The organism is Agrobacterium sp. M50-1 (assembly GCF_049843495.1).
Lineage (GTDB): Bacteria > Pseudomonadota > Alphaproteobacteria > Rhizobiales > Rhizobiaceae > Agrobacterium > Agrobacterium radiobacter.
On record NZ_JBBHZH010000005.1, the window covers coordinates 373,540 to 382,878 of the forward strand.

The following is a 9,339-nucleotide window of genomic DNA, read 5'->3' on the forward strand; positions in this document are numbered from 1 at the left end:
AATTCCGTCTGCCACGAGAGGCGAACAACAATGACATCACAGTTTAAGCGTCTTCCACGCAAAACAACCGACCTCGCATTGTTCGCCAATGCAGGGACGCTGGCTCAAAAAATCATTGCCACCGTTGTCAGTTTTACGCTCGTGCTTCAGCCAGTGCTTCTTCACGCACAGGACATATCGCCGGAAGTTGGAGGATCTTTTGCAAATCGCCCCGGGATAGGGGCTGCTCCGAACGGCGTGCCGCTCATTGATATCGTCGGACCCAATAGCCAAGGTCTGTCGCACAACAAATACAACAATTTCAACGTCGGCACACTGGGGGTCATTCTCAACAACTTCAATGGTGAGGTGGGCACCTCGAAACTGGGTGGCGTGACACCCGGCAATCCAAATCTGCAAGGTAAAGGCCCTGCGTCCGTCATCCTCAATGAGGTCACGTCGCAAAACCGCAGTTCGCTTCTCGGTCCAACCGAAGTGTTCGGTGGCAGGGCCGATGTCATCATTGCCAATCCGAACGGGATCACCTGCGACGGCTGCGGTTTCATCAACACGCCACGAGCCACGCTGACGACGGGTGTACCTGACATCGGCAGCGATGGACGTCTCAATGGATTCACGGTCAACGCAGGGGATGTCACTTTCGGCCCTAGGGGTGGGAATTTTGCGCTCGGTGATGGTGCAGTCAGTCTGTTCGATGTCGTGTCCCGTACCATCCAGATCGACGGAACGATCTATGGCGAGGACCTGCGTCTGACCGCCGGTAAGAGCATGTTCGATTATACCACCGGGGAGGCAACAGCGCTCGATGCCACCTCCGGGACACCTGAATACGCAATCGATGGTTCAGCACTCGGGGCTATGCAGGCCGGCCGCATCAAGATGGTTGTCACGGAAAAGGGCGCTGGCGTTCGCATGCGCGGTGACATGGCGGCCAATGCCGGGGAGCTTTCGCTGTCGGCAGACGGTAAAATTTCGATCGGCAATGCCTCTGGCAATAACGGCGTCAGCATCTCCTCGAAGGGAAGTGTTTCGGCCGGTCGTCTGACCTCGAAAAAATCGGTGTCGGTCAAGGCGGGCAAGGACGCCAGGGTCGCTTCTATCGGTGCGGAAGAGGATATCCTGATCAATGGCGGAGCAGGCTTCATCGATGTCGCCGGTACTCTCGGGGCGAGTGGCGCACTCAACCTTCTGGCAGACGGGCGTATTGCCTTGGCCGACGCGTCGGCTGCCGGACCTGTTTCGCTATGGTCGGGGGCTGGCTCCATTGCCATCAGCGGCACGGCCCAGTCTGGCGCGGCGATGTCACTTACGGCGGCCTCAGGAGCGATCACGGCGGGCTCACTCCTTTCGAAAGGTGACTTGGCTCTGCTCTCCGGCCTTGATCTGGGGATTTCCGGGCTCGTGCTTGCAGAAGGGAATTTACAGGCTTCGGCCGGTGGCGACATCCGTTATGACAGTCTAGAGGCAAACGGAGACGTTTTGCTGTCTTCGACAAATGGTGTCATCAGCTTCGATAAACGCACGGCCGCCGGCGGCGACATCAGGATCAGGCAGCAAAATGCCGACCTTTCCAATAACAGGAGCAGACTTGCCACATCCGGCACGCTCTACATCAATGCCAATAATATCAATCTCACCAACAGCACGCTGACGTCAGGTGGTATTGATCTCACCTCATCTGGAACGACAGATCTGACGGGTGCGCGGCTCAATGCTGTCACCGTGAGCAGCACAGCTCGTTCCGTTCAGGGGTCAGGTGACATCGCGATCCAAGCGGGTAGCCTTGCTGCGAATGACGCCACCAATATTCTTGCGGCCCATGATCTGACGCTGTCGCTTTCGCAACTTGCCAACTCCGGTCAACTGGCTGCTGGTAATGATCTTACCCTCAATATCGCCGGCAACCTGACCAACACCGCCACGGGGCTCATCTATGCCGGTGACGACGCGGCACTTTTCGTGGGCGGCGTGCTTGCCAATTATCAGGGGGCGATTGTCGCAGGTCGTGACCTCACAATTGCTGGGAGTGCTTCTGGCGCGCGCAATGCTGCTACGGTCAACAGTTCAGGTCTGATTTCCTCTGGTCGCAATATCTCGATCCTGACGGCAAATCTGCGTAACGAGAAAAGCGTGGCTCCGACCTATACGAGCCAGCAAATCTCAAACACACTCGTGTCGGCTTATGACACTTATTATGCACGCCTGTGTGGAGATTGTTCATCTTCCGTCTCTTTTGCTGATAAGCAATTCGTCATTGGTGCCCCCATTCGCCATGTCTATCGTGATGTGGCCGAGGACCGCCTTACATCGGCTGGAAGCCCCGCGGCGACGATCAAGGCGGGTAATACGCTTTTTGTCGATACCGTCGATCTTACCAATGCCTATAGCAACATTGAAGCCGGCTCCGGCATGACGTTTGTTGGCACAGGCACGCTGACAAATCTCGGCTTGCAGCTGCAGCGCACGACGTCGGTCAACTGCAATCAAAGCTCGGGTTGCCAATATTATCCTGATGTCATCTTCCAGTGGGAAGAAAGGCGGGACAGCGGCGATACCGGAGGCCATGAATTCTCATATCAGGTTTCCATGCCTGGCCCCAGCCCGTTTGGAACGCGGGATGCGTCAAAGGATATCGGCCCCGGACGAACCGTGGAAAGCGTCGAGGCGATCGGTGGGGTTCCAGCGGCAATCCGCTCGGGCGGAGCAATTGGTATCACCGGCTTTGCTGCTGTCAACAATACTGCTTCGGCCGGAACGATCGCCGACCGTGTTGCCGTTGCAGCGCCTGCGCTTTCGAACAATCCGACCGAACTCCTGTCCGGCATGACGGCAAGCGGTGCGCTGTTCACGCTTGGCGGTGTCGCCACCCCACAGTCCGGCGGCTTTGGCGGCACCATTCCCGGCCAGACATTCCTCTATGAAACCCGCGCCGCCTTCCTCGACGTCTCGAAATTCTATGGCTCCAGCTATTTCCTTGGTCGCATCGGCTACCAGCCGGATCGCCAGATCCAGTTCCTTGGGGACGCCTATTTCGAGAACCAGTATATTGAGCAACAGATCAGACTGGCCACGGGCTCAGGTTTTACCGGGCAGGATTCAATTACCCAGATAAAGCAGCTTCTCGACAATGGAGCCGCCTATCTCGGAGCGCAGCAGCGCCCGCTTGGCGAACCGCTGTCGGCTGAGGAGATCGCCAGCCTCACCGAATCCGTCGTCGTTTATGAGTGGCAGATGGTGAACGGCGCGAGCGTTCTTGCGCCGGTACTGCATCTTGCAGCCAATGACAGGGAAAGATTGAATTCTGCGGGCGCGCTGATCGCGGGTAATCAGGTGACGATCGATACCGGCCTGCTTGCAACATCGGGGATGATTGCCTCGACGGGCGATCTTAGCGTTTCCGGTTCATCGATTGCGGCAATCGGCGGCACCTTCACGGCGGGGGGTAATGCCTCGCTGAAGGGCAATGAGGGCATTCTGCTCGCCAATGCGAAGGTGACGGCCGGCGGCGATCTCGGCCTGACGTCTGACGGAGACATCAATATCTCCGTCACCGAACGGTCAACGACCAGCACTTTGCGCGACAAGCGGAGTTCTACGACGGTTGTGAGAACCACCAGTCAGGGTTCCGAGATCACCGCGGGCGGATCGATCTCCGCCAATGCTGGTGGCAACCTCAACGTCATTGGCAGCAACATTGCTGCCGATGGAACGGTTGGTCTGAAAGCGACCGGCGATGTGACAGTCGCCGAGGCTGTCGACACTACCACGATCGATTACGCCTACAAGAAAAAGGGCGGTCTGTTCGGCGGAAGCAAACAGACGACGAGCCACATGGAAACGCAGACCGTCGTCGGATCATCGGTCAGCGGCGGGAAGGGCGTGTCCATCGTCTCAGGTGGAGATACCGTCGTCTCCGCCTCGAAGGTGATGGCTGGTGATGAAACCAGCAAAGCCGATATCAATGTCAGTGCAGGTGGAGATCTGCTGATCGCGTCGGGCAAGAATACGGCGGAGTTTGAGCAGAGTTCATCAGCCAAGGGTTTCCTCTCCAAGAAAAGCTCCACCCAGTACAACTACGACGAAGCGACAGTCGGCTCCGAGCTTTCCGCGTCCGGTAACGTCAAGCTGGATTCTGCTGGTAACACCGTCATAGCGGGCTCAACCATAACGGCCGGGGATGCGATCAGCGTCACGGGCGACAGCGTCGCCATCATCGGGGCCGAGGAACAGCACGCGCTGGAGAGCAGCAGCAAAAAGTCCGGCCTGTTCGCCGGTTCCGGCGGCGGCTTCCTATCGCTCTGGGGCAAGGAGCAGAAAGAAAAGAGCCAGTCATCTACCCTTAACGTTGGCTCTGCGCTGACGGCGGGGACTGACGTCACTCTCACAGCACGCGAAAACGACGTCAATGTGATCGGCTCGTCCATCATGGCGGGGCGTGACATTGCGCTGGAGGCTGCCCGTGATGTCAATATCACGCCAGGGGCAGAAAGTGCCGCATCGGCGGAGAAGGAGCAGCGTTCCGGTTTCGGTCTTTCTTTCAGTTCAGGCGGTGGTAGCGCCTCTGTGGGCATTGGCTACGGCAAGTCGGTTGATCAAACGAGCCAGTCTTCCGAGACCAATGCCAGGTCCACCCTTTCTGCCGGCCGTGATCTGCTAATCTCTGCGGGCCGCGATGCCAACCTTCAAGCGGCTGAGGTGTCCGCTGAGCGCGATGTTACTATCCTTGCAGACCACAACGTCAATCTGCTCTCGGCCCAGGACAAGTCCAACTATGAACACATGCATGAGGAGATGTTTGCTGGCGTCAGCCTATCTGTGTCCTCCGGGCTTGCGAGTGCTGCGGGTAGTCTCGCTAACGCTGCCGGAAAGCTCGGCGGTCCGAACGGTGCCTATGCTCTCGCACCGGCTGCGCTCGCGGCGTATCGAGTAAAAGATATTCTCAAGCAGATCGACGGCGGTTCGCAGCCGCTGGCCTCTGCAAGTCTGTCCGTCGGATTTACGTACCAAAAGAGTAGCGCAACGCTTTCGACATTAACGCCGGTTGTCACAACGATTGAGGCAGGGGATTCGGTCAGCATAGTCGCAAATTCTGGTGATTTGACCGGTCGTGGTGTTCAGATTGCGGCAGGCTCCCTAACCGATCCGGCATCCGGGAACGTGCTTCTTATGGCTGGCGGGTCCATTCTGTTGGAAAGTGCCCAGTCTGCTTCTTCGTCCTCAAGCCGTAGCCAGTCTGCAAACGCTTCAATTGGTGTCAATCTTACGAACGGCGGTCTGAGTGGCGGTGTTGCAGCAGGCAGCGGTAAGCAGGACGCCAACAGCGTCACTCACCTCAACACCCATGTCATGGGCACCGGCAATGTCACGCTGGTTTCTGGCAACGACACCACGCTTGCGGGAGCTGTTGTGTCCGGTGAACGGGTTACTGCTGCCGTCGGTGGCGATCTCAACATCGTCAGCCGCCAGGACACGATGATCTACGACGAAAAGACAGCTGGCGGTGGCCTCAATCTTTCTACGGCGGGTAAGGTCTCCGGTGGAGTTCAGAAAAGCAACGTTGAAGGCAACTATGCCAACGTCTCCGAGCAAAGCGGCATAATCGCGGGCTCTGGCGGATATAACGTCAGGGTCGGTGGTAATGTCGATCTCGCCGGTGGCGTCATAGGTTCAACAGCTGATCCCGCCGAAAATACGCTTTCTGCCAGTTCGCTGACATGGTCGGATATAGGCAATCGCTCCGAGGCGTCGAGCTCCAGTCTTGGAATATCCCTGACGCCCGGCGGCATTCCCGTTCCTGTAGTCGGCCAGCCGGCCAAGGAGGATGACCAGGGGGTTGCCCGTGCCACGCTGACACCGGGTCAGTTGACCCTCACCAATCAGACACAAGATCTGGCCGCGCTTAACACAGACCTCTCTAACGCCAACACAACGGCCGACCCATTTGACATTGAGCGCCTGAAGGCAAAGCAGGAGAGTGCGGCTGCCCTCTCGGCGCTTGCCAACATCGCCGTTGGTGATATCTCCGCTAAACTCGGCTTTGCCGAAGGCAGTCCGGCGAAGATTGCCCTCCATGCTGCGGTCGGGGGCCTTGTCGCGCAGCTTGCAGGCGGTAATGCCGGATCGGGAGCATTGGCAGGTGGATTGAGCGAAGTCGTCAATGGCGTCTTGCAGCAGGTGTTGAGCGCCAATCCGAACCTGACCGACGACCAGAAGAGTGCCATCACGCAGTGGGTGGCGGCAATAGTCGGTGCGGCGGTCGGAGGTGAAACCGGCGCAGCCGCCGGGCTAGACAACGTTAATTATAATTACCTCAATCATGCAGATAATGAAAAGTTGAATGAGGCCAAGGCTTCGTGTGCCGGAGGGGATCAGTCAGCGTGCGCGGAGAAAGCACGACTTGAGGCAAAAGACGAACAGCAGCAGAGGGAATACCTCGATTGCCGAAGTAATGGATACAGTGGCGCAGGTTGCTCCGCTGTTCTAGCGGATGCCGTAGCCGCACTCTCCAGCTACGCTGGTATCGTGTCTTATTGGTCCTCATCAAGTGAGCAACAAGCGAATTTCGATCGTCTCGATGCTTCGGGTGGACTGAGCCAAATTCTAAAGATTTTGGCGCCGAATGGCGCGAGTGGCCTCAGCAATGAACAAGCGGAACAACTTGCTGGGACGATCAATCTCTTAGTAACCGATCCTCTCATGATCCTTGGATTACCGGAGATAATTCAGAAAGCCAGCGGCGGTGACCCGGCGGCGATGGTGCAAGTAGTCACGCTCGCAACCCGCTTGAAGTTATTCGGATCGGGTGCTGAAAAGATTACCGAGGGCGGAACTGGTGGCAAGACGGGGACCGTCTGGGATGATATTACCACAACCGCAGGAAACTTGCCGAACACAAACATACCTGCAACCTTCAAGCTAAAAACGGGCGATATCGAATTTTATGTAAACTCAAATGCGACAAAACACATGGCTGAATACCTCCAGAAATCTTCGAATCCGATAAATGATCAGACTCTTTTGCGTAGCTTCTCGGATGCCGTAAAAGAGATTTCCTCGGCTAGCATCGAATTTGGTAAAGTTTACAATGTAAATGGATGGGAAATAATTTTCGGTAAAAGGCCTGGGGATGTCTTTCCCGTAATCAAACACGCGTTGTATATCCCATGAGTGACATAAGCTTCGCCGCTGAAGGTGTTTACTTAGAGATGAACTATTTAGAGTGTGACCCAAATGATCAAGGTTCATCGCGTTGGAGCGTTAAGTTGACCCTGTCACATTTTACGGGATGCTTTACATATGAAGCGACGGATATCTGGCTCGAGGCGTCAATGTGGGAGTTGTTTGTTGCCGATCTTTCTTCGCCCCAAGCCCAAACTCTCAAGTTTTTTGATATGAGTCAGTATTTTATTTTTTCCATTGAGCGAACTGCAACCTGCTTTGAGATTGAAATTCAGGCATACGAACCGCAGAACTCGAACGGGTTTATGCGCCTTGGAGCACAGTTGAAAAGTGACCTCGACGGGACATTTGTTAGTAAATTACGAGACGCGTTTATGGAGTTCCCAAAGTTCTGGTAGATTCTCTCCCACTTGGGTACTAAGCTCTCTGAGAGCTTTTGTTTTTCCAATAAGTGGGATGTTGGTGCTAGCTAATCATGAAGATAGAATGCCCTCGCTGCCACCAAGACTGGGTGAAGAAGGTCCACATAGGAGCGGCCCATAGAACAGTATATTTGTGCTATGAATGTGAAGCGACATGGTTTTGTAATGATTATATTGAATACGCCACTTTTGTAGATCTATCAAATTATCTCACGCGGCTTGGCTTGAGCGACTCTGGTGACGTCTATGAAACATTTATTGATGACGAAGAGTGGTTAGGCTCGCCGAAGTAGGGAGCTCTGCGATGTGACTAAGTGATCTTACTTCATAAAATGCGCGGCCAATTAGGCGTGGGTTTGCACCGGATAATCGGATTGGGCCTCCAATTGACACGCTACGTTCAGCCCAACGACGTGAGTCAGCATGTTTGCATGCGGCGATTTACTTGCGACCCCTTTAAACCGCGTGCGGCCGTCTGAGAGAAATGCACTTATCCGTGCTGGGCTGTTCACGGCCAAAGGGAGGCCTGTCAAGTGAAGTACAAATCGCCGGAAAACAGAACGGAAAAAGAAGTTATTGAGATTTTGTCGCGTATTGACAACGATCCAGAAGAAAGAATATTAGCAGTTTTGTCTGCTGTTTACTATGGAAAAACGATAAATTTTTCAGGGGATATTTTGATAGAAGAGTTTAAAAAGGCAAAATATGATGAGAAGCGATGGTTAAAGAATATTTTTGAAACCTTCTATGGAATGTATCGAACAAATTATCGTATTGATGATAGTATTATGGTTTTGACGGATTTTGAAAGGCAGAATCCAGAATATAGTTTGGATATTAAATCCACTATTGAAGCGCTTGCTGAGTACAAATCCATATTTAATGGCGATCATAGCGAAGGGCGGTTTTGATGAGGGTTGGGGTAAGTCATCCGATTCATTGTAGAAGACGCCGATATAATTAATGAAGATGTTGAAATCATTCTCCTCCATTATTGTCGGATCTCTGTTCCTGACTGGATGCACCGCATTGAATCAGACATCGTCGGCGATCAACGACGCGAATAGCGGTGTCGTCGCTGCGATGCTGTCACCATACCGAAAACTTGACTCCCAATGGCGAGGCAAGACACTCGCAGACTTTCAGAGCAGGTTCGGGGCACCGACAGGCCAGGACAAGGAAGGGAACCGCGTGTGGTTTCGCACCATTGTCGCGCATATTCCGGGACAATATGTTGAGACAGCGGACTATATGCAAAATATGACAATTAGACGCAGGGAGTTCATTTCTGCGCACGACGCGCAGAAAAGTTGCGAGATCGCCGTCACGGTGAAAGCAGGACGGATAGTCGCGATAAACGCGCGCCGCGATATCGGTATTCCGACGGACAGCTATCGCCTGTCTTCAGGGATGGAATCGACTTGCCAGCGGATATTTGGACTATAATCTTTAGTCTATCTATCGATATATCATTCTCTTTTTGGTCCAGTGTTCACGCCGCCCTCATCTGCGGGATTTTGAAGTATTCGGTAGACCTGCATTCGAGAACAGCCGACCGAAGCAGCTATGGCGGATGGCCGTATTCCCTGCGTCGATAGGCGTATAACGAGATCGCGATCCACACGACGACTTCCACCCTTGTATACACCGAGATTCTTCGCGCGCTCGATACCCTCGCGCTGCCGCTCTCTGATGAAGCGCCGTTCCATCTGCGCCACCATGCCGAGCACGGTCAAAA

The 9,339-nt window shown here is 54.5% G+C and carries 5 protein-coding genes; 4 read left to right on the forward strand and 1 reads right to left on the reverse strand.

Annotation, left to right across the window (positions count from 1 at the left end):
* The first annotated feature begins 30 nt into the window (after nucleotides 1-30).
* The 4 genes from WDZ78_RS15145 to WDZ78_RS15160 all read left to right on the forward strand — a co-directional run bounded on the left by WDZ78_RS15145 (nucleotide 31) and on the right by WDZ78_RS15160 (nucleotide 9,047).
* Complete coding sequence (locus WDZ78_RS15145) at nucleotides 31-7,167, forward strand: hemagglutinin repeat-containing protein (RefSeq protein WP_425673470.1); 7,137 nt, start codon at nucleotides 31-33, stop codon at nucleotides 7,165-7,167.
* Nucleotides 7,164-7,577: a hypothetical protein gene (locus tag WDZ78_RS15150; protein ID WP_425673471.1), complete on the forward strand. Its 414-nt coding sequence runs from the start codon at nucleotides 7,164-7,166 to the stop codon at nucleotides 7,575-7,577. The genes WDZ78_RS15145 and WDZ78_RS15150 overlap by 4 nt, the downstream gene beginning before the upstream one ends.
* A gap of 557 nt (nucleotides 7,578-8,134) precedes the next feature.
* Entirely contained in the window at nucleotides 8,135-8,512 is a 378-nt protein-coding gene (locus WDZ78_RS15155; RefSeq protein ID WP_425673472.1) for a hypothetical protein, read from the forward strand.
* Nucleotides 8,513-8,564: 52 nt separating this feature from the next.
* Nucleotides 8,565-9,047: a hypothetical protein gene (locus WDZ78_RS15160; RefSeq protein ID WP_425673473.1), complete on the forward strand. Its 483-nt coding sequence runs from the start codon at nucleotides 8,565-8,567 to the stop codon at nucleotides 9,045-9,047.
* A gap of 23 nt (nucleotides 9,048-9,070) precedes the next feature.
* Here the strand turns inward: WDZ78_RS15160 and WDZ78_RS15165 are convergent.
* Nucleotides 9,071-9,339 (reverse strand): helix-turn-helix domain-containing protein (locus WDZ78_RS15165; RefSeq protein WP_425673474.1); only part of this gene is annotated, 269 nt, incomplete at its 5' end.

Excerpts from the sequence above, each read along its gene's own strand:
- WDZ78_RS15160 (WP_425673473.1), top strand. The coding sequence starts at position 8,565 with ATGAAGATGTTGAAATCATTCTCCTCCATTATTGTCGGATCTCTGTTC.
- WDZ78_RS15145 (WP_425673470.1), top strand. The coding sequence starts at position 31 with ATGACATCACAGTTTAAGCGTCTTCCACGCAAAACAACCGACCTCGCA.
- WDZ78_RS15150 (WP_425673471.1), top strand. The coding sequence starts at position 7,164 with ATGAGTGACATAAGCTTCGCCGCTGAAGGTGTTTACTTAGAGATGAAC.